Raw genomic sequence first — 17,864 nt, 5'->3', positions numbered from 1 at the left:
GTCCCGGTGGCGACGACTCGTGGCGTTCTGTACGTCCACACGGTGCCGTCAGCGTTGTGCCCGCATGTCGAGTGGGCCGCGGGCGGCATCCTTGGCGTGCCCGTGAAACTGGATTGGACGCCGCAACCAGCGGCCCAGGGCACGTACCGGGCCGAGCTGTCCTGGCAGGCCGAGGCCGGCACCGCGGCCAAGCTGGCGTCCGCGCTGCGCGGTTGGCAGAAGCTGCGGTTCGAGGTCACCGAGGAGCCGAGCAACGGCGCCGAGGGCGAGCGGTACTCGTTCACGCCCGAACTCGGCATCTTCCACGCGACCACCGGCGTGCACGGCGACATCATGGTCCCGGAGGAGCGGCTGAAGGCCGCGATGCTGAAGGCTGCCGCCGGGGAGGCCGACCTGACCGAGGAGGTCGAGCGTTTGCTCGGCCGTCCGTGGGACGACGAACTCGAGCCCTTCCGGTACGCCGGTGACGGCGCTCCGGTGCGCTGGCTGCACCAGGTCGTCTAAGGGGTTCCTGAGAACTTCTGAAGAAAGCCGTGAACGGCCGGCTTTCCCCGAACTTTTCGGTGAGACTGAGCATCAGACATTCCACAAGGGTGGGAGGGGCCGTGGCCGCTGGGCCACCGGGTGTCGGGACACCCCCGGTGGTTGTGAAAAACAGCGGCCGCACCACGTGAAGGGCGCGAACCTCAGGGTTCGCGCCCTTCAGGCTGTCTAGGCCTTGTCTACAGGGGAATGTTGCCGTGGGCACCGCGGACGCGCCCGTCCGCCTCGGCCTTCGCGAGCGCGGTGGCGAGCGCCGTACGCGTACGGGTCGGCTCGACCACCTCGTCGACGACGCCGATCTCGCGGGCCCGGTCGATGCCACCGGCAATCTTCTCGTGCTCGGCGGCGAGCTCGGCCTCGACCTGCGGCCGGAGCTCCGGGTCGACCTCGGCGAGCCGGCGCCGGTGCAGTACCCGGACAGCGGCCACCGCGCCCATCACGGCGACTTCGGCCCGCGGCCAGGCGAACACCCGGGTGGCGCCGAGCGACCGGGCGTTCATCGCGATGTATGCGCCGCCGTACGTCTTCCGGGTCACCAGGGTCACCCGCGGTACGACGGCCTCCGCGAACGCGTGCAGCAGCTTGGCACCCCGCCGTACGACGCCGTCCCACTCCTGACCGACGCCCGGCAGATAACCAGGTACGTCGACCAGTACGACGAGCGGAACGCCGAACGCGTCGCACATCCGGACGAACCGGGACGCCTTCTCGGCGGACAGCGCGTCCAGGCAGCCGCCGAGCCGGAGCGGGTTGTTCGCGATCACGCCGACGGTGCGGCCGCCGAGCCGGCCGAGGGCGGTGACGATGTTCGGCGCCCACCGCTGGTGCAGCTCCACTCCGGAGCCGTCGTCGAGTACGCCGCCGACCAGCGGGTGCACGTCGTACGCGCGTTTCGCCGACTCCGGCAGGTACCCGGACAGGTCGGTGTCGGGGATGTCCGTGGCGATCGTGCCCTGGTTCGCGAGCAGGTCGGTCAGCCGCCGGGCCTGCTCCAGCGCGGCCGCCTCGGTGTCGGTGGTGATGTGGACGACGCCCGAGCGCCGGCCGTGCGGTTCGGGGCCGCCGAGGCGGAGCATGTCGACGTCCTCGCCGGTGACCGAGCGGACCACGTCCGGACCGGTGACGAAGATCCTGCCCTCCGGGCCGAGGATCACGACGTCGGTGAGGGCCGGTCCGTACGCCGCGCCGCCGGCCGCTGGTCCGAGTACGACGGACAGCTGCGGGATCTTCCCGGAGGCCTGCGTCATCGCGTAGAAGATCTTGCCGACCGCGTGCAGGCTGAGGACGCCCTCGGCCAGCCGGGCGCCGCCGGAGTGCCACACTCCGATGATCGGCACCTGCTCCGCGCGGGCGACCTCGTACGCCCTGACGACGACGTCACAGCCCTCGTCGCCCATCGCGCCACCCATCACGGTGGCGTCCGAACAGAACGCGACGACGGGAGCCCCGGCGATCGTCCCGCGCGCCGCGACCATCCCCGACAGGTTGTCGGGGGTGATCAGCTCCAGGCTGCCCGGATCGAGCAGGTTCGTCAGCCGGGTGACCGGGTTCCGCGGATCCTGCTCACGAGGAAGCTTGACGGGTTTCGCCGGGGCGACGGTCATGGGGCCTACACCGACTTGAACGCGATGGCGGCGTTGTGGCCGCCGAAGCCGAAGGAGTTGTTCAGGGCCGCGATGTCGCCCTCGGGCAGCTTGCGCTGCTCGGTCGCGACGTCCAGCTCGATCTGGTCGTCGAGCTTGTCGACGTTGATCGTCGGCGGCGAGACCCGGTGGTGCAGGGCCAGCACGGTGGCGATCGACTCGACCGCGCCGGCGCCGCCGAGCAGGTGGCCGATCATCGACTTCGGCGCGGTCGCGACCGCGTGGTCGGCGTCCTTGCCGAGGGCCTGCCGGATCGCGATCGACTCGGCGATGTCGCCCTGCGGGGTCGAGGTGGCGTGCGCGTTGATGTGGAAGATGTCGGCCGGGGTCAGGTCGCCCTCGGACAGCGCCCGCTGCATCGCCCGCCGGGCGCCCGAGCCGGTCGGGTCGGGCTGCGCGATGTCGTGGCCGTCGGCGGAGATGCCCGCACCGGCGAGCTCGGCGTAGATCTTCGCGCCGCGTGCCTTCGCGTGCTCGTACGACTCCAGGATCAGGATGCCGGCGCCCTCACCGAGCAGGAAGCCGTCCCGGTCCACGTCCCACGGGCGCGACGCCTTCTCCGGGTCGTCGTTGCGCTTGCTGAGCGCCTGCATCATCCCGAACGCGGCCAACGGCAGCGCCATGATCGCGCCCTCGGCGCCACCGGCGATCACCACGTCCGCGCGGCCGAGCCGGATCTGGTCCAGGCCGAGCCAGATCGCCTCGTTGCCGGAGGCGCAGGCCGAGACCGGGGTGTGGACGCCGGCCTGCGCGCCGAACTCCAGGCTCACGTAGGCGGCCGACGAGTTCGGCATCAGCATCGGGATCGCCAGCGGCGACACCCGGCGCGGGTTGGACTGCAGAGCGTCGTAGTTCGACAGCGTGGTGTGCAGGCCGCCGATGCCCGAGGCCACCGCGACACCGAGTCGCTCCTTGTCGAGCCCGGAGTCGGCCAGGCCGGAGTCGGCCCAGGCCTCGCGGGCGGCGACCACGGCGAGCTGCGCGGTCCGGTCCAGGCGACGGGCCTTGACCCGCTCGATCACCTCGGTCGGCTCGACCGCCGCCGGTGCCGCGATCTGCACCGCCAGGTTCTGCACCCACTCGTCGGTCAGCCGCCGCGCGCCGGAACGCCCGGCCAGCAGCCCTTCCCAGGAGCTGGCCACGTCGCCTCCGAGCGGGGTCGTGGCTCCGAGCCCAGTGATGACGACTCGGGTCTTCGACATGGTTACCTCATCCTTCACATGGACGTTGTGCGGTTGGGAGCGAGGGGTGGGTACTGCTGGTGCTCACCGGAACGGAGCCGATGAGCACCCGGGCCAGCACGGGTGACGCAGAGGTCAGCCGTTCTGGGCGCGCTCGATGAACGCGACCGCGTCGCCGACGGTCTTCAGGTTCTTGACCTCGTCGTCGGGGATCTTCACGTCGAACTTCTCCTCGGCGGCCACCACGACCTCCACCATGGAGAGCGAGTCGACGTCGAGGTCGTCGGTGAAGGACTTGTCCAGCTGGACGTCCTCGACCGGGATGCCGGCGATCTCGTTCACGATCTCGGCGAGGCTGGAACGGATCTCTTCGGTGCTGGCCATCTCTTGGTTCCCTTTCGGATTTCTGCTGGCTGTGCTGCTTGGTGCAGCCGGTGCAGCCACCTGAGCTGCTCCGGACAACTATGGACTACGGAAGCCTGATCACCTGGGCGGCGTAGACAAGCCCCGCGCCGAAGCCGATGATCAACGCGAGGTCGCCGCTGTGCGCCTCGCCGTTCTCGCGCATCGCGGTGATCGCGAGCGGGATCGACGCGGCCGACGTGTTGCCCTGCCGCTCGATGTCGCGGGCGACCTTGACGTGTTCGGGCAGCTTGAGCGCCCGGCGCATCGCGTCGGTGATCCGCATGTTCGCCTGGTGCGGTACGAACAGGTCGAGCTGCTCGGCCTTGACGCCGGCCACATCCAGCGCCTGCTGCGCGGTCTTGGCCATCTCGAACGACGCCCAGCGGAACACCGGGTTGCCGTCCATCGTGAGGTGCGGCCAGTTGAAGCTCCCGAACACCTCCTGCCAGGACTCCTTCTGGCTGATCACCTGGTGCTGCGTACCGTCCGACCCCCACACGACCGGGCCGATCCCCGGTTCGTCCGTGGGGCCGACGATCGCGGCGCCGGCGCCGTCGGCGAAGATGAACGCCGTACTGCGGTCGGTCCGGTCGGTGATGTCGCTGAGCCGCTCGACGCCGATCGCGAGCACGTACTTCGCGCTGCCGCCGCGGACCAGGTCGTTCGCCATCGCGACGCCGTAGCAGAAGCCCGCGCAGGCCGCGGAGATGTCGAACGCGGCCGCTGTCGGGGCGCCCACCTCGACCGCGATCCGGGTCGCGATCGCGGGCGTCTGGTACAGGTGCGTGACGGTCGCGACGATCACGCAGCCGATCTGCGCCGGGTCGATGCCGGACTCGGCGATCGCGTCCTTGGCGGCGCTCACCGACATCATCAGGACGGTCTCGTCGTCGTCGGCCCAGCGGCGTTCCTTGATCCCGGAACGGGTCTGGATCCACTCGTCGCTGGAGTCGATCTGCTCCAGGATCTCCGCGTTAGGTACCACGCGACGCGGCCGGTACGACCCGATCCCGAGGATCCCGGCGTACTGCGCTCCGGTCGACGCGGTGATCACGAGGCGCTCCCGGCGGGGTGCAGGCGGAGCAGTGGCTGGCCGGGTGCGACCGGGTCGCCCTCCTCGGCGAGCCACTCGACCACGATGCCGCCGTGCGGTGCGGTGACCTCGACCTCGTCGCGCAGGCTGGCCACCTTCGCGACGACCTCACCGGCCTCGACGGCGTCGCCGGACTCGCGGCGGGTCTGCTCGGAACGGGTGAAGGTGCCCTTGATCGGGGCGACCAGCAGGCGCCAGGTGGGAGAGGCGTCGATCTCGGACGGGCTGCCGTGCTTGTCCACGAACGCGCGGGCGTCGTCGAGCTGGTCCGGCGTCTTCAGCGCGAACGTCTCGACACCCTTCAGCGCGCGCCGCGCGATCCCGGTCAGCGTGCCCGCCGGCGGCAGCTCCAGGATGCCGGTCACCTCGAGGTCCGACATGGTCTGTATGCACAGGTCCCAGCGGACCGGCGCGTTCACCTGGGTGACCAGCCGCTGGAGGACGTCGCGGCCGTCGTGGACGACGTGACCGTCGCGGTTCGAGATCAGCCGGGTGCGCGGGTCGTGGGTGCTGATCGCGGTCGCGTACTTCGCCAGCGTCTGCACCGCGGGCTCCATGTGCCGGGTGTGGAACGCACCGGCCACCGAGAGCGGGATCAGCCGCGCCTTCGCCGGCGGGTCCGCGGCCAGCGCGGCCAGCTCGTCGACGGTGCCGGCGGCAACGATCTGGCCGGGGCCGTTGTCGTTCGCGGGGGTCAGGCCGTGCTCGGCGAGCTTGGCCAGGATCTCGTCCCGGTCGCCGCCCAGGACGGCGGTCATCGAGGTCGGGGTCAGCGCGGCCGCGGCGGCCATCGCCTTGCCGCGCTCGCGGACCAGGACCATCGCCTGCTCGGCGGTCAGTACGCCGGTACCGGCCGCGGCGGCGAGCTCACCGACGCTGTGCCCGGCGACCGCGCCGACCTTGGCGAACGCGTCGCCAGGGTGCGGGAACACCGCCAGTGCGGCGAGCATGCTGGACGCGACCAGCAGCGGCTGCGCGATCGCGGTGTCCCGGATCGTGTCCGCGTCGGCTTCGGTGCCGTAGTGGGCGAGGTCGAGACCGGCGACCGCGGAGAGCCAGTTCAGCCGGCTCTCGAAGACGGGGTCCGCCAGCCACGGCTCGAGGAATCCTGGAGTCTGGGCACCCTGACCGGGCGCGACGATGACGAGCACGACACCACTCTCCCTCAGCCGGGCCCGCTCGGAGCCGCACGGCGAGCACGAATTCTACCGGGGCGGATTTGTGGAGATCCTACAAAACCGGGTTCCCTGGCTCCGGGCTGAGCAGGCGGCCCAGCGTCAGTGCGACACGTAAGGTGAAACTGTCGCGGGGATTCAGCGGGTTGTAGCCCGTGAGGTCCGCCACACGCTTCAGCCGGTACCGGACGGTGTTGGCGTGGACGAACAGCGTGCGGGCCGTCGCCTCGATCGAACCACCGGAGTCCAGGTACGCCGAGACCGTGTCGAGGAGGGCTCCGTCGCCCGCGGTGAGCGGGGCGTAGACCTCGTTCGCGAGCTGCCGCCGGGCGTGGCCGTCTCCGGAGAGTGACCGTTCGGGCAGGAGTTCGTCGGCGTGGACGGGCCGCGGCGCACCCGGCCAGGCGGCCACCGCGCGCAGTCCGGCGACCGCCGCGCGGGCCGAGGTGACGGCCGCCATCAGGTCCTTCACGACCGGTCCGACCACGATCGGGCCGGGTCCGAACCAGCGGGCGAGTTTTTGTACGATCTCGACAGGTTTGCTCGTACCGCCGAGTACCACCACCAGCCGGTCGCCCTGGACCGCACACAGTGCGTCAGCACCCGCCTCGCGGGCGGCGTGCCGGACCATGTCCACGACGTTCGAACCACCGGTGGCCGGCGCGGGTGTCTCGGCGGCCGGTGCCCGCCCGACGACGACGGCCACCTCGGCCGATCCGGTGGTCCCGATGGCGCCGGTCCAGCCGAGGGCGGAGGCGCGGGACCGTACCGATTCGTCGGTCTCGCCGCGGATCACCGAGTCGACCAGCAGCGCCTCGAGCCGGGCGTCCCAGGCGCCGCGCATCTCGGCGGCCTGCGCGTAGACGGTGGCAGCCGCGAACGCGACCTCGCGCGCGTACCGCTGGATCGCCTCGTGCACGATCGGTACGTCGGCAGGCGGGAGCAGCGTGCCGATCGTGGTCTCGATGGTCTCGATCGTGGTCCGGACCAGGTCGACGGTCTGATGCAGCGAGATCACCCGGGTGAACTCGCGCGGCGCGGACCCGAAGATCCGGGTCGGCATCGACGAGTGCGCCTCGGGATCGCGGAACCAGTCGACGAACGCGGAGATCCCGGACTGCGCGACCAGCCCGATCCACGACCGGTCCTGCGCCGACAACTTGGCGAACCACGGCAACTGGGCCTCCATCGCAGCCATCGCCGCCGTCGCCAACGCCCCGGTCGCCAACTGCAACCGGTCGGCCCGCGCCCGATGCCCGTCTCTCGCCACGCCTCGACCCTAGACCCCGGACCGCCACGCCATCACAATCCCACTTCCCCGCGCGGTGCACGCGTGGCCGGCGGCGGTCGCGCGGATTGTGATGGCTTGGGGGTCCGCGCTGCCATGATGGGCGTATGACGGACAAGGCGGGGGTCGAGCACGCGGTGGCCGCGTTGCGGGCGATCGGGTACTACCTGGAGCGGGATCGGCAGCCGACGCACCGGGTGAAGGCGTACCGGCGGGCCGCGGACACGATCGCGGCGCTGCCGGCCACCGAGGTGCGGGCGCGCCGCCGGGCCGGGACGCTGACCGAGCTGCCCGGGATCGGCCCGAAGACCGAGGCCGTGATCGTCGAGGCGATGGACGGCGCCACCCCGTCGTACCTGGTGAAGCTCGAGGAGGCGGCGGGGGAGCTGACCACGGCCGGCAACCGGCTGCGCGCCGACCTCAAGGCGGACCTGCACCTGCACTCGGAGTGGTCCGACGGCGGCAGCCCGATCGAGGAGATGGCCCGTACGGCGCACCGCCTCGGGCACTCCTACATCGCGCTCACCGACCACTCGCCGCGGCTCACCGTCGCCAACGGCCTGTCCCGCGAACGCCGCCTGCAGCAGCTCGAAGTCGTTGCCGAGCTCAACAAGAAACTGCGGGACGAGCTGGACGGGTTCACGATCCTGAACGGGATCGAGGTGGACATCAACGAGGACGGCACGCTGGACTGCGACTCGGAGATCCTGGCCCGGCTGGACGTCGTGGTGGCGAGCGTGCACTCGAAGCTGCGGATGGCCTCCGAGCCGATGACCGAGCGGATGGTGCGCGCGATCGCGAACCCGCACGTCGACGTCCTCGGGCACTGCACCGGCCGGCTGATCACCGGCGGCCGTGGGACCCGGCCGGAGTCGGAGTTCGACGCCGAGGTGGTGTTCGAGGCCTGCCGCCAGTTCGGTACCGCGGTGGAGATCAACTCCCGCCCCGAACGCCTGGACCCGCCGAAACGCCTGCTGTCGATGGCGGTCGAGACCGGCTGCCTGTTCTCGATCGACACCGACGCGCACGCGCCGGGGCAACTCGACTGGCAGGTCTACGGCTGCGAACGCGCCGAGGACTGCGGGGTCACCCCGGAGCGCGTCATCAACACCTGGGACCAGCAGGTCCTGCTGGATTGGACTGCATCATGAGTGATCTAGAGAAGGACCCCGCCGAGCTGATCGGCACCGGCGACTGCGAAGGCCCCGCGCTGGAGATGCTCGAAGCACGCGAGGTCGTCCTCGGGCGGAGTACGACCGTTCGCCGGCTGCTCCCGAACAAGAACCGCCGGATGGTCGGCGCGTGGTGCTTCGTCGACCATTACGGGCCGGACGACCTGACGCAGCGGGTCGACCCGTACGACGTACCGGGGGAGCGCGGCATGCTCGTACCGCCGCATCCGCACACCAGCCTGCAGACGGTGAGCTGGCTGTTCGAGGGCGAGATCGAGCACCGCGACAGCGTCGGCTCGCACGCGTTCGTCCGTCCGGGCGAGCTGAACATCATGACCGCCGGCAACGGCATCGCGCACTCCGAGGTGTCCACCCCGGATGCTCCGCCGACGCTGCACGGCGCGCAGTTGTGGGTCGCGCTGCCGGACAGCGTCCGGACGACGACCCCGCCGGCCTTCAACGCGTACGCCGACCTTCCGGAGCTCGACCTCGACGGCGCCCACGCCACCGTGATGATCGGCACCGTCGCCGGCGTCACCTCACCGGCGCCCGCGTACACGCCACTCGTCGGCGCCGACGTCACCGTCGACCCCGGCCGCCGGCTGGAACTTCCGCTCACCCCGTCCAACGAGTACGCCGTCCTGGTCGTGGACGGTTCGCTCACGGTCGGAACGCTGGCTCCGGGATTCGGCGAGATGGTCTACCTCGGCTCCGGTCGCGACGCCGTCGAACTGGTTGCCGCCGACAACGGTGTACGGTTCCTGCTGCTCGGCGGCGAGCCGTTCGCGGAGGAGCTCGTGATGTGGTGGAACTTCATTGGCCGGTCCCACGAAGAGATCGTTGCCGCACGCAACGCCTGGCAGACCGCCATCGCCACCGGCGACCCGCGCTTCCCGATGGTCCCCGGCTACGAAGGCGATCCGCTCCCGGCGCCGCCGCTGCCCGCGACGACCCTCAAGCCGCGACCACGCTCGCGTTGACGCGGCGGCGGTAGTACGCCCAGGTGACGAGCAGCAACGCCGGGCCCCACAGGTTGAGAGGGCTGTAGCACGTCAGCATCAGGACCTTCCAGGCCGTGCTGCTGAACGGGATGAAGTGGTCGGTGTACGCGTCGCGGAAGCCGTAGGTCCAGATCGCCATCAAGCTGAGCGCGCCGAGCGTTGCCGGGACGATCGCGGCGTACGGGTGGACGCGGCGGCCGCCGATCAGCGGGATCCATGGTGGCGCGACCTCGCCCCAGCGACTGACCAGGCCGAGAGCCGTCAGCGCGACCAGTTCGGAGAAGATCGTCAGGCTGACGACGTACAGCTTCTGCCCGAACCCGGCCAGGTGCGCGGGTGCGCCGGTGTCGTCGAGCATGCCCATCGACGAGCCGAACACCAGCCCGAGTCGCCACAGTCCGGACGGCAGCGTGAGGAACGGGATCACATGGGCGAGGACGTAGGCCCAGCGGGGGACGGAATGTTCTGTTGTGCTCACGTTCCGAGCATCGGCGGCCGGGCGCCGCGCCGCCTCACCCCTCGGAGTGAAGCTGCTCCCTCCGAGGACCGATTCCCTGCTCCAGTACGTCGAAGCCGTCGTCGATGACCGCGACCTGATCCCGTCGTACCTGCTCGACGTCGTCGCCGGCAATGATCCGGCCGACTGCGGTGTGCCAGATCGTGGTGATCGTCGCGGTCAGCAGGCTGCCGACCAGGCGGGACCGGAACTCGTCGCCGGTCTCCTCGGCCAGCAGACGGGCGAGCAGTTCGGCGATCTCGTGTTCCTGCTCGACCATCCGGCTCATCAGCGCCGGGCTCTCGTGCAGCACGCTCCAGAAACCGCGCACGCCTTCGATCGCGCCGGACAGCGGGTGGTGGGCGGCCAGTAGTTCGTGCTGGTAGTGGCGCATCGCCACCGAGACCGGCTCGCCGGCCGGGCGCTCGCGGACGACGGCCTCGAGTTCGCGCAGCCGGTCGAGGTGCCGGTCCAGGTACAGGTCCTCCTTGCGCGGGAAGTAGTTGAAGACCGTCATCTTCGACACGCCCGCGGCCTCGGCGATCTCGGCGACCGTGACGGCGTCGAACCCGCGCACCACGAACAGCCCGGTGGCGATGTCCGCGATCATCCGCCGGGTCGCCAGTTTCTTCCGCTCGCGCAGTCCCTGCTCCGCCATGGCAAGGATTGTACTGGACCAAATTTTGTACTCGGTCTAAGATTCTTCGCATGGACTCCAAAGACGTAGTGATCTCCGGGGGCGGGCCGGTCGGCCTGATGCTCGCCTGCGAACTCCGGTTGGCCGGGCTGGACGTGCTGGTCGTCGAGCGGCTGCTCGACATCGACCCGACGATCAAGGCGGGTTCGATCAACCTGCCGACCGCGGAGGCGCTGTACCGCCGTGGCCTGCTGCCGGCATTGCAGGAGGTGCAGCAGCAGGCGTTCGAGCAGATGAAGGCGTTCCGCGGCGGGAAGGCGCCGAGCGGGCCGCGGCCGGCCGGTCACTTCGCCGGGATCATGGTCAGCGGCGCCGGGATCGACTTCGCCGACCCGGACTTCCGGGACGCCGGACCGGCCGCGACGGTCTTCGTGGTCGGCCAGCAGGCCCTCGAGGCGATCCTCGGCGCCTGGGCGACGGAGCTGGGCGTCGAGGTACGCCGCGGCGTCGAGCTCACCGGCTTCACCGCCGACGACTCCGGCGTGACCGTCGAACTCAGGCCCGTCGATTCCGGCGTAACCGTCCAACGCGGGTCACTCGGCCCAGTTCGGGCGGGTTGGTTGGTGGGGTGTGACGGCGGGCGGAGTGTGGTGCGGAAGCTTGCCGGGTTCGACTTTCCGGGGACCGAGCCGGCGATCACCGGGCGGCAGGCGATCGTCGAGCTGGCAGGTGCTGAGGGGCTGAAGCCGAGCTGGAACTACACCGACACCGGTATCTACGCCCACGGACCGGTCCCGGGCCGGATCCTCACCGTCGAGTTCGACGGTCCGCCGGAGGACCGGGACGCGCCGATCACCGCCGACGAGATCCAGGGCAGCCTGCGCCGCGTCTCGGGTGTCGACGTCACGGTCACGAAGCTCGTGTCGGCGACCCGCTTCACCGACAACGCCCGGCAGGCGACGTCGTACCGGAAGGGTCGCGTGCTGCTCGCCGGCGACGCGGCGCACGTGCACTCGCCGTTCGGCGGTCAGGGTCTGAACCTCGGCATGGGCGACGCCGTCAACCTCGGATGGAAACTCGCCGCGACGATCCGGGGCACCGCGCCCGAAGGCCTGCTCGACACGTACACGACCGAACGGCATCCGATCGGCGAATGGGTGCTGGACTGGACGCGGGCGCAGATCGCGTTGATGCGTACGGATTCCCGGACCGCGGCACTGCGCAGTGTCGTCGGGGACCTGCTCGCCACGCCGAGCGGGTCGACGTATCTGGCGAAGAAGTTGTCGGGCGTGCTGCAGCGGTACGCGATCGAGGGGGAGCACGAGCTGGTCGGTACGAGTGCGCCGGACTTCGAGTTCGCCGACGGTACCCGGCTCGGCGAGCACCTGGCCGACGGCAAGGCGTTGCTGCTCGACCTGGCCGACTCGGCCGCACTCCGGGAGGCCGCCGGCGGGCGGGTGCGCGCGCTGACCACGAAGTACGGCGGTGAGCTGACCGGCGTTCTGATCCGGCCGGACGGGATCGTGGCCTGGGCCGCTTCGGACGGCTCGGCCGCCGGTCTGGACGCGGCGCTGGTGAAATGGGTCGGTCAGAGCAGGTCGTGATCGCGGGCGTACGCGACCGCCGCGGTGCGCGACGGTACCGCCAGCTTCGTGAAGATGTTCGTGAGGTGCCGGGCAACGGTCTTGTCGCTCAGCACGAGCCGGCGCGCGATCTCGGTATTACTGTTGCCTGCGGCAACCAGCTTCAGTACCTCGAGTTCGCGGCCGGTGAGTCCGCCCGGCGTGGCGCGGCCGATCAGCCGTTCGGCGTCCAGCCGGGCGGGAACGGCGCCGAGCTCGGCGAACGTACGGCAGGCGGCGGTCAGCTCGGCCGCCGCCGAGTCCTCGTCACCGAGCAGTCGGACGGCCCGCCCGACCAGGACCTTGGCGCGGGCCACCTCGTACGGCGCGCGCAGTTCGCCCCAGAGCTGTGCCGCCGTACGCGCCTGAGGCAACGCGCGCCGCGGGTCCTCGGCCGCCAACGCGACCAGGGCCTGGCAGTACGCCGCCGACGCGCGGAGTCCGGCGCAGCCGAACGATTCGGAGATTGCCGACAACTGCGTTGCGGCATTGTCGGCTTCGGGCAACTCGTCACCGGCGAGCAGTACCTCGACCGCGCCGGCCAGGAGTCGCGAGCGGTGCACCGGGTCCAGGGTCTCGGCGAGAAGCCGGCGTACGGCGGCCACCGCGGCCGGGACACGACCGCGGGCGACCATCAGCAACGCCCGGCCCGGTTGCGGTTCGTACCCGTACCGGGCGGCCTCGTCGTACGACGCTTCCGCTGCCGCGTAGTCGCCACGGATGCGGAGCACTTCGCCGTGCTCGCCCATCGCCAGGCCTGCCGCCATATCGGATCCGAGCGCCTGGTAGCGGCGGCACGCCTGTTCGAACTCGGCCAGCGCTTCCGGGTAGGCCGCGTGCAGCCGCAGGATCTGCCCGCGGTGCACGGCGCACTGGCCGGTGAACGGTACGAGGTCCGGCTGGCTGTCGCACCAGCGGGTCAGGGCCGCCGTCCACATCGCGGCGCGGTCGAAGTCGAGGACCTCCTGGCAGCCTTCGATCATCGCGCAGTAGATGGTGCCGGCGAAGATCGGGGAGAGTTCGCCGGCGGCGACGCCGATCATCGCCTCGTCGAGGTGGGCGAGGCCCTCGGGGACGCGGCCGGAGTACATCAGCAGCCGGCCCTTGCAGACCAGGCCTTGCGCGAGCAGGTCCGGGTCGTCGTGGCGGCGGGCGATCGCGACGATCTCGTCCCCGACCGCGAGCGCGGTCGGGAAGTCGGCTGCGTCGAGGTGCCGGAAGAAGTCGTGGATGCGCAGGTAGCCGCGCTCCACGACGTCCTCGGGCTGGTCGGCGATCAGCCGTTCGGCCCGCGCCGCCCAGCCGCTGCCGATCGCGCCCTCGCCGCGGCCGTGCAACACCCGTGCAAGCCAGAACGCGAACCGGATCGCCCCGAGCACGTCGCCGGCGTCGATCCGCAACCGGTACCCGCGCTGCAACGCCCGGATACACGCGTCCATGTCGCCGAGCAGGAACGCCGCCGTGGCCAATGCCATCAACTCGTCCGCCGCCAACCCCGGCTCCACGTCGGTGTCGGCGGCGGTCAGTCGGGCGTACGCGGTGGCCCAGTCGCGGCGTTCGAACGCTGCTCTGGCTCGGTGCAGATCGTCGACAATCCCCATCAGACCCCCCACCGCGAGCATGCCCTTCCCGGTCAGGCGGCGGCAAGGCTCCGGTCCGCGTGCGCTCGCGCCGCGATCCGGCGGGCGACGTACGCCGCGTCCCGCCCGACCCCGGGCAGCACCATCGAGCTGAACGCGTACTGGAACGACAACCCGCAGAAGAACAGCCCCGGCGCATCCTCGGCCACCCCGCGGTACTCGCGCGGCCACCCGTCCGCACCCGCGACCGGCAGCTTGATCCAGTCGAACACCTGCCGGAACCCGGTCGCCCACACCACGTTCGCGACGTCGAGTACCCGCCCGTCCGCCAGCATCGGCATCCCGTCCTGTGTGCCGGTGACGCGGGCCGGCACGCGCTCGACCCCGCGCGCGAGCAGGTCGGCCCGCTTGACCCGGATCATCGGACCACCGTGGTGCCGGATGTGTCCCATCTCCTTGCGGCCCATCGGCGTACGCCGGGTGAGCACGTGCCGCCACGCGAAGAGCATCAGCGGCCAGAAGAACGCCTGACTCGGCTTGCCCGGAGTGAACGGCACCTGCCCCGGATCGCGCCCGCACAGGATCGTCGGATGCGTCTCGGCAACCTCGTACGCGATGTCCGTCCCCGAGTGCGAACCGCCGACGACCAGCACCGGCCCGTCCTTGAGCTGCCCCGGCCGCTGGTACTCCGACGAGTGCAGCTGCCGGATCGCCGGATCCAGGTCGACCGCGAAGTCCGGCAGGTACGGCGTCCGCCCGAACGTCCCGGTGGCGACCACGACGTTGTCGGCAACCATCCGGTCCGGTCCGGCCGTGACGACCCACTGGTCGTCGAGCCGCTCCAGCCGGTCGACCCGGGCGTTGTGCCGGATCGGCAGCCGGAAGCGCGCGGCGTACGACGTGAGGTAGTCGGCGACCTCGTCCTTGCCGGGGTAGTGCCACGGCTCGCCCGGGAACGGGAGGCCCGGCAACCCGTCGTACTTCGCCGGCGAGTACAACCGCAGGCTGTCCCAGTGCGACCGCCACTGGTCGCCCAGCCGCGCGTTGCCGTCGAGGATCGTGAACGGCTCACCGAGCCGCTGTAGGTGGTAGCCGGTGGCGAGTCCGGCCTGTCCCGCGCCGATGATGATGGTGTTCATGCCCCGACGGTAGAAATCCAGGCCTGCCCACCGCGTCGGACGGAATACCCAATCCCGCGGCGCCGCGGCCTACGACATTCCTCGTACGCCGGTGGAGCAGAACGGGCCGCCCACCAGGTGGTGGGCGGCCCGTCGGAGCGTCGGCGTCAGGCGCCGGCGCCCTCCTGCTTCACGCCGGCGACCGCGGTCGGGTCGTCGATGCGGTACTTGCGGGCGGCCTCGGCGGCCACCTCCGGCTTCACGTCGCCGCGCTTGGCCAGGATCTCCAGCGTGGCGACCACGATCGACTCGGCGTCCACCTGGAAGTGGCGCCGGGCCGCGGCCCGGGTGTCGGCCAGGCCCCAGCCGTCGGTGCCGAGCGACGTGTAGTCGTTCGGTACCCAGCGGGAGATCTGGTCCTGCACCGCGCGCATGAAGTCGCTGACGGCAACGACCGGGCCCTTGGTGTCCTTCAACTGCTCGGTCACGAACGGCACCTGCTCCGGCTCGTCCGGGTGCAGCAGGTTGTGCTGCTCCGCTGCGACCGCATCCCGGCGCAGCTCGTTCCACGAGGTCACGGACCAGACGTCCGCGGCTACCGAGTACTCGTCGGCGAGGATCTGCTGGGCCTTCTGGACCCACGGCAGCCCGACACCGGACGCGAGCAGCTGCACCCGCGGGGCGTCCTCGGCGTCAGCGACCTGGCCCTCGCTGAAGCGGTACATGCCCTTCAGCAGCGCCGCGACGTCGAGGTTCTCCGGCTCGGCCGGCTGCGGGACCGGCTCGTTGTAGACGGTCAGGTAGTAGAACACGTCGTCACCGAGCGGCTTGTCCGCCTCGAGCCCGTAGCCGTACATCCGGCGCAGGCCGTCCTTGACGATGTACGGGATCTCGTACGCGAACGCCGGGTCGTAGTGCACCGCGGCCGGGTTGGTCGAGGCCAGCAGCGGCGAGTGCCCGTCCGCGTGCTGCAGTCCCTCACCGGTCAGCGTCGTACGTCCGGCGGTTGCGCCGACCAGGAAGCCCCGGCCGAGCTGGTCGCCGAGCGCCCACATCCAGTCGCCGGTGCGCTGGAACCCGAACATCGAGTAGAAGATGTAGAACGGGATCATCGGCTCGCCGTGGGTGGCGTACGCCGTACTCGCGGCCAGCACCGAGCCCATCGCGCCGGCCTCGCTGATGCCCTCGTGCAGCAGCTGACCCGCCGTGGACTCCTTCCACGACAGCAGCAGGTTGCGGTCGACGGCGTCGTAGTTCTGGCCGTGCGGCGAGTAGATCTTCGCGGTCGGGAACATCGAGTCCATACCGAAGGTGCGGTACTCGTCCGGGGCGATCGGGACGATCCGGTGGCCGATCTCCGGGTCCTTCATCAGGTCCCGGAACAGCCGGACCAGCGCCATCGTGGTCGCGACCGGCGCGTGCGAGCCCTTGGACAGCGGCTTGTACACGTCGTCGCCCGGCAGTGTCAGCTGCTTCGGCTGCACCCGGCGCTCCGGCAGCGAACCGCCGAGCTGCTTGCGGCGCTCCATCATGTACTGGTACTCCGGCGAGTCGGTGCCGGGGTGGAAGTACGGCGGGTTGTACGCGTCCTCGAGGTCCTTGTCCTCGATCGGCAGGTACAGCCGGTCGCGGAACGCCTTCAGGTCGTCCGAGGTGAGCTTCTTCATCTGGTGGGTCGCGTTGCGGCCCTCCAGCGCCTCGATCGTCCAGCCCTTGATGGTCTGGGCGAGGATCACGGTCGGCTGCCCGACGTGCTCGGTCGCGCTCTTGAACGCGGCGTACACCTTGCGGTAGTCGTGACCGCCGCGGGGCAGCTTGCGCAGGTCCTCGTCGGACAGCCCGCTGACCATCTGGCGCAGCCGCTGGTCGCCGCCGAAGAAGTTCTCCCGGATGTACTCACCGGACTCGACGGAGTACGTCTGGAACTGGCCGTCCGGCGTGGTGTTCATCTTGTTCACCAGCGCGCCGTCGTGGTCCTGGGCCAGCAGGTTGTCCCACTCGCGACCCCAGATCACCTTGATCACGTTCCAGCCGGCACCGCGGAAGAACGCTTCCAGCTCCTGGATGACCTTGCCGTTGCCGCGGACCGGTCCGTCCAGCTGCTGCAGGTTGCAGTTGATCACGAAGGTGAGGTTGTCCAGCTCCTCGCGCGCGGCCAGGCCGATCGCGCCGAGCGACTCCGGCTCGCCCATCTCGCCGTCACCGAGGAACGCCCAGACGTGCTGCTGGCTGGTGTCCTTGATACCGCGGTTGTGCAGGTACCGGTTGAAGCGCGCCTGGTAGATCGAGTTCAGCGCGGCCAGCCCCATCGAGACCGTCGGGAACTCCCAGAACTCCGGCATCAACCGCGGGTGCGGGTACGACGACAGGCCCTTGTGCGGGCCGCGGGAGACCTCCTGGCGGAAGCCGTCCAGGTCGTCGGCCGACAGCCGGCCCTCGAGGAAGGCGCGCGCGTACATGCCGGGTGAGGCGTGCCCCTGGATGAAGATCTGGTCGCCGCCGCCCGGGTGGTCCTTGCCGCGGAAGAAGTGGTTGAAACCGACCTCGTACAGGCTCGCGGCCGACTGGTAGGTGGCGATGTGACCGCCGACCTCCAGACCCTTGCGGTTCGCCTTGCTCACCATCACCGCGGCGTTCCAGCGGATGAAGGCGCGGATCCGCCGCTCGATGTGCTCGTCGCCGGGGAACCACGGCTCGCGCTCGGGCGGGATCGAGTTGATGTAGTCGGTGCTCCGCAGTGCGGGCACCCCGACCTGTCGCTCCCGGGCCCGCTCGATCAGCTTGAGCATCAGGAAGCGCGCTCGCGCCTTGCCCCGTTCGTCCAGGACGGCGTCGAGCGATTCGACCCATTCACGCGTCTCGTCGGGGTCGATGTCGGGGAGCTGGGTGGGCATCCCCTCGGTGATGATG

Annotated in this window: 15 protein-coding genes; 4 read left to right on the top strand and 11 right to left on the bottom strand. The window is 70.5% G+C overall.

Going from position 1 to position 17,864, the window contains the following annotated elements; all coding sequences use genetic code 11:
- Window positions 1-6: 6 nt before the first annotated feature.
- Window positions 7-504 (top strand): DUF3145 domain-containing protein, encoded by a 498-nt coding sequence (locus ACFYRU_RS38040; protein WP_325038753.1) that lies wholly within the window; start codon window positions 7-9, stop codon window positions 502-504.
- 218 nt (window positions 505-722) lie between these two features.
- Here the strand turns inward: ACFYRU_RS38040 and ACFYRU_RS38035 are convergent, their stop codons facing one another.
- From ACFYRU_RS38035 to ACFYRU_RS38010, 6 genes are all read right to left on the bottom strand, one after another.
- The gene (locus ACFYRU_RS38035) at window positions 723-2,147 is read right to left on the bottom strand and encodes a carboxyl transferase domain-containing protein (protein WP_387668399.1); all 1,425 of its coding nucleotides are present in this window, start codon (window positions 2,145-2,147) and stop codon (window positions 723-725) included.
- Between the two features lie 5 nt (window positions 2,148-2,152).
- Complete coding sequence (gene fabF / locus ACFYRU_RS38030; protein WP_387668397.1) at window positions 2,153-3,388, bottom strand: beta-ketoacyl-ACP synthase II; 1,236 nt, start codon at window positions 3,386-3,388, stop codon at window positions 2,153-2,155.
- A gap of 114 nt (window positions 3,389-3,502) precedes the next feature.
- Entirely contained in the window at window positions 3,503-3,751 is a 249-nt protein-coding gene (locus ACFYRU_RS38025) for an acyl carrier protein (RefSeq protein ID WP_130380551.1), read from the bottom strand.
- An 85-nt stretch (window positions 3,752-3,836) separates the two neighbouring features.
- Window positions 3,837-4,826 carry a beta-ketoacyl-ACP synthase III gene (locus tag ACFYRU_RS38020; RefSeq protein ID WP_387668395.1) on the bottom strand — a complete coding sequence of 330 codons (990 nt, stop codon included), beginning with the start codon at window positions 4,824-4,826 and terminating at the stop codon, window positions 3,837-3,839.
- Complete coding sequence (locus tag ACFYRU_RS38015; protein ID WP_387668392.1) at window positions 4,823-6,016, bottom strand: acyltransferase domain-containing protein; 1,194 nt, start codon at window positions 6,014-6,016, stop codon at window positions 4,823-4,825. Before ACFYRU_RS38015 ends, ACFYRU_RS38020 begins: the two co-directional genes overlap by 4 nt.
- Before the next feature lie 79 nt (window positions 6,017-6,095).
- A complete protein-coding gene (locus ACFYRU_RS38010; protein WP_387668390.1) occupies window positions 6,096-7,310 on the bottom strand; it encodes a PucR family transcriptional regulator in 1,215 nt (404 codons plus the stop codon).
- A 125-nt stretch (window positions 7,311-7,435) separates the two neighbouring features.
- Here ACFYRU_RS38010 and ACFYRU_RS38005 point away from each other — a divergent pair, with 125 nt between their 5' ends.
- Window positions 7,436-8,479 (top strand): PHP domain-containing protein, encoded by a 1,044-nt coding sequence (locus ACFYRU_RS38005; RefSeq protein WP_387668387.1) that lies wholly within the window; start codon window positions 7,436-7,438, stop codon window positions 8,477-8,479.
- A complete protein-coding gene (locus ACFYRU_RS38000) occupies window positions 8,476-9,480 on the top strand; it encodes a pirin family protein (protein WP_387668385.1) in 1,005 nt (334 codons plus the stop codon). The genes ACFYRU_RS38005 and ACFYRU_RS38000 overlap by 4 nt, the downstream gene beginning before the upstream one ends.
- On the opposite strand, the gene ACFYRU_RS37995 is transcribed toward ACFYRU_RS38000, so the two are convergent.
- Complete coding sequence (locus ACFYRU_RS37995) at window positions 9,455-9,979, bottom strand: hypothetical protein (RefSeq protein WP_387668382.1); 525 nt, start codon at window positions 9,977-9,979, stop codon at window positions 9,455-9,457. The two genes, ACFYRU_RS38000 and ACFYRU_RS37995, sit on opposite strands and share 26 nt — an antisense overlap.
- Window positions 9,980-10,013: 34 nt before the next feature.
- Entirely contained in the window at window positions 10,014-10,655 is a 642-nt protein-coding gene (locus tag ACFYRU_RS37990; RefSeq protein ID WP_387668380.1) for a TetR family transcriptional regulator, read from the bottom strand.
- A 50-nt stretch (window positions 10,656-10,705) separates the two neighbouring features.
- On the opposite strand from ACFYRU_RS37990, the gene ACFYRU_RS37985 reads away from it, so the two are divergent.
- A complete protein-coding gene (locus ACFYRU_RS37985) occupies window positions 10,706-12,238 on the top strand; it encodes an FAD-dependent monooxygenase (RefSeq protein WP_387668378.1) in 1,533 nt (510 codons plus the stop codon).
- Here the strand turns inward: ACFYRU_RS37985 and ACFYRU_RS37980 are convergent.
- The 3 genes from ACFYRU_RS37980 to aceE all read right to left on the bottom strand — a co-directional run bounded on the left by ACFYRU_RS37980 (window position 12,223) and on the right by aceE (window position 17,848).
- Entirely contained in the window at window positions 12,223-13,857 is a 1,635-nt protein-coding gene (locus ACFYRU_RS37980) for a LuxR C-terminal-related transcriptional regulator (protein ID WP_387668375.1), read from the bottom strand. The genes ACFYRU_RS37985 and ACFYRU_RS37980 overlap by 16 nt on opposite strands.
- A gap of 32 nt (window positions 13,858-13,889) precedes the next feature.
- Complete coding sequence (locus ACFYRU_RS37975) at window positions 13,890-14,975, bottom strand: flavin-containing monooxygenase (protein WP_387668372.1); 1,086 nt, start codon at window positions 14,973-14,975, stop codon at window positions 13,890-13,892.
- A gap of 146 nt (window positions 14,976-15,121) precedes the next feature.
- Window positions 15,122-17,848, bottom strand: coding sequence for a pyruvate dehydrogenase (acetyl-transferring), homodimeric type (aceE, locus tag ACFYRU_RS37970; RefSeq protein ID WP_387668524.1), 2,727 nt, complete (start codon window positions 17,846-17,848; stop codon window positions 15,122-15,124).
- Window positions 17,849-17,864 lie beyond the last annotated feature (16 nt).

The sequence above is a fragment of the Kribbella sp. NPDC004536 genome (assembly GCF_042873835.1).
Classification (GTDB): domain Bacteria; phylum Actinomycetota; class Actinomycetes; order Propionibacteriales; family Kribbellaceae; genus Kribbella.
The sequence above is the reverse complement of the archived record's forward strand: the minus strand, read 5'-3'. Positions and strand labels throughout refer to the sequence as shown.

Bases quoted from the DNA above. Each gene is read 5' to 3' on its own strand.
- ACFYRU_RS38035 (WP_387668399.1), bottom strand. From the start codon at position 2,147: ATGACCGTCGCCCCGGCGAAACCCGTCAAGCTTCCTCGTGAGCAGGAT.
- fabF (WP_387668397.1), bottom strand. From the start codon at position 3,388: ATGTCGAAGACCCGAGTCGTCATCACTGGGCTCGGAGCCACGACCCCG.
- ACFYRU_RS38025 (WP_130380551.1), bottom strand. From the start codon at position 3,751: ATGGCCAGCACCGAAGAGATCCGTTCCAGCCTCGCCGAGATCGTGAAC.
- ACFYRU_RS38005 (WP_387668387.1), top strand. From the start codon at position 7,436: ATGACGGACAAGGCGGGGGTCGAGCACGCGGTGGCCGCGTTGCGGGCG.
- ACFYRU_RS38000 (WP_387668385.1), top strand. From the start codon at position 8,476: ATGAGTGATCTAGAGAAGGACCCCGCCGAGCTGATCGGCACCGGCGAC.
- ACFYRU_RS37990 (WP_387668380.1), bottom strand. From the start codon at position 10,655: ATGGCGGAGCAGGGACTGCGCGAGCGGAAGAAACTGGCGACCCGGCGG.
- ACFYRU_RS37985 (WP_387668378.1), top strand. From the start codon at position 10,706: ATGGACTCCAAAGACGTAGTGATCTCCGGGGGCGGGCCGGTCGGCCTG.
- ACFYRU_RS37980 (WP_387668375.1), bottom strand. From the start codon at position 13,857: ATGGGGATTGTCGACGATCTGCACCGAGCCAGAGCAGCGTTCGAACGC.
- ACFYRU_RS37975 (WP_387668372.1), bottom strand. From the start codon at position 14,975: ATGAACACCATCATCATCGGCGCGGGACAGGCCGGACTCGCCACCGGC.
- aceE (WP_387668524.1), bottom strand. From the start codon at position 17,848: ATGCCCACCCAGCTCCCCGACATCGACCCCGACGAGACGCGTGAATGG.